General features: G+C 73.6%; 3 protein-coding genes. 2 read left to right on the plus strand and 1 reads right to left on the minus strand.

The features are described 5' to 3' along the window. Positions 1-245: 245 nt before the first annotated feature. Positions 246-713: a S26 family signal peptidase gene (locus tag AB0J39_RS39490; protein ID WP_363474328.1), complete on the minus strand. Its 468-nt coding sequence runs from the start codon at positions 711-713 to the stop codon at positions 246-248. Between the two features lie 175 nt (positions 714-888). Here AB0J39_RS39490 and AB0J39_RS39495 point away from each other — a divergent pair, with 175 nt between their 5' ends. Together AB0J39_RS39495 and AB0J39_RS39500 are read left to right on the plus strand one after the other, a co-directional pair. After that, the gene (locus tag AB0J39_RS39495) at positions 889-1,110 is read left to right on the plus strand and encodes a hypothetical protein (protein WP_363474330.1); all 222 of its coding nucleotides are present in this window, start codon (positions 889-891) and stop codon (positions 1,108-1,110) included. Between the two features lie 30 nt (positions 1,111-1,140). Continuing rightward, positions 1,141-1,532: MauE/DoxX family redox-associated membrane protein (locus tag AB0J39_RS39500; protein WP_363474331.1), on the plus strand; the 392-nt coding region annotated here is incomplete at its 3' end.

A 1,532-nucleotide genomic window follows, 5' to 3' on the forward strand; every position in this document is an offset into this window, starting at 1 on the left:
GGCCCAGCACGACCGCGGCGACCAGGACGCGGCCGTACGGTCCTGGGCGGCGGCCCACCGGCTGTTCCAGCGGCTCGGCGACACCGCCGAGGCCACCGCGACCGCCGTACTGCTGGCGGACCGGGCGTCCCTCGCCGGAATCCCGATGGCCCGCGTCCACGGCTAGGCAGGTGCTCCGCACCTCTGTCGTCGACGGGCCTCGGTGGCTCGGGCTCCGCTCCCGTCCGGGGTGGCGAGCGGGTGTCTCACGACAACCTGCGGACGACGGTGCCCAGCACCTCGCTCACCGGAAGATAACCCCAGTGCCGGGAATCGGCGCTGGTGGGGCCGTCGCCGAGGACCACCAGCCGGCCGGCCGGGACCACGTCGCCCGGCGCGAAGTGCACGCCCGCCGCGGCGTGGGCGGGCACGGTGTCACCCGGCATCGCGGCGACCCGCTTGATCAGCCACTCCACCCCGCGCGGTCCAGGCACCGGTCTCGGCGAGCCCCTGCCGTCCGCCGAGCCGGTGCCGTCCGGCCGCAGCCGCCGGAAGACCACGACCTGGCCGCGCCGCAGGGCCGGCCGCGCGCCGCGCCGTATGAGCACCCGGTCTCCCGGCTGGTACGTCGGAACCATGCTCGTCCCGGCCACCCGCACCACGACGAAGCGGCGCCGGGCCGCGGCAAGCCCCGCCGCCACGGCCAGCGACAGCAGGATGACGAGGAATCGCATGATCAACCCTTCCACCTGGCTGAGTGGACGCGATTCTGGACGGCTCCGGTAGCGCCGGGGTAGCGCGACGCCTGCGGCCCTCCACGCGACCGGCCGCAACCGCGGCGAAGGTCGCACCGCGCATCCTCACAGAGCGGGCGGCCTACCACGCCCGAACCCAGCGAAGGGACAACACATGATCCGCTCTCTGCACCGCCTGGGAGACCGGCTGCTCGAACGGCTCCTCCCCGGCGCGGAAGCCCAGGCCGACACGTGTTACTACGTGGGGCCCGTATCCGGCCCGCCCGGTTACGCGTGCCACCACGAGAAGCACTGCTACCCGAACCCCACCGGCTCCATCTGCGTGAAGTACATCCGTTCGGACTGCGGCACCTGGTACAACGTGGGCTCCTGCTGACGTGGGGTAACAGGTCCCATGGTCTATGCCGTGTTGACTCTGCGGCTCGTGCTGACGGGGGTCTTCCTGGTCTCCGTCCTCACGAAGCTGCGCACGCGGCGGGCTTTCGGTGAATTCACCATGGCGGTACGGCGGCTCGGCGGCCTTCCCGCGCCTCTCGGGGCGCCCGCCGCCGTCGTCGTCGTCACCGTGGAGGCCGGGACCGTCGTCATGCTGGCGGCGCCCGGCCTCGACGGCGACGGAAGGGCGGGCCTCCTGCTCGCGGGAGGCCTGCTCCTCGGGTTCGCCGTGGTCCTGGTGACGGCGCTGCGGCGGGGAACGACCGGACCGTGCCGATGCTTCGGCGGCTCGGACGAGCCGGTCGGCCGCCGGCACGTGGCCCGCAACGCCGTGCTCGTCGCGTGCGCCGTCGCCGGAGCCGT

The organism is Microbispora sp. NPDC049633 (assembly GCF_040675265.1).
Taxonomy (GTDB): domain Bacteria; phylum Actinomycetota; class Actinomycetes; order Streptosporangiales; family Streptosporangiaceae; genus Microbispora; species Microbispora maris.

Excerpts from the sequence above, each read along its gene's own strand:
- AB0J39_RS39490 (WP_363474328.1), bottom strand. The coding sequence starts at position 713 with ATGCGATTCCTCGTCATCCTGCTGTCGCTGGCCGTGGCGGCGGGGCTT.
- AB0J39_RS39495 (WP_363474330.1), top strand. The coding sequence starts at position 889 with ATGATCCGCTCTCTGCACCGCCTGGGAGACCGGCTGCTCGAACGGCTC.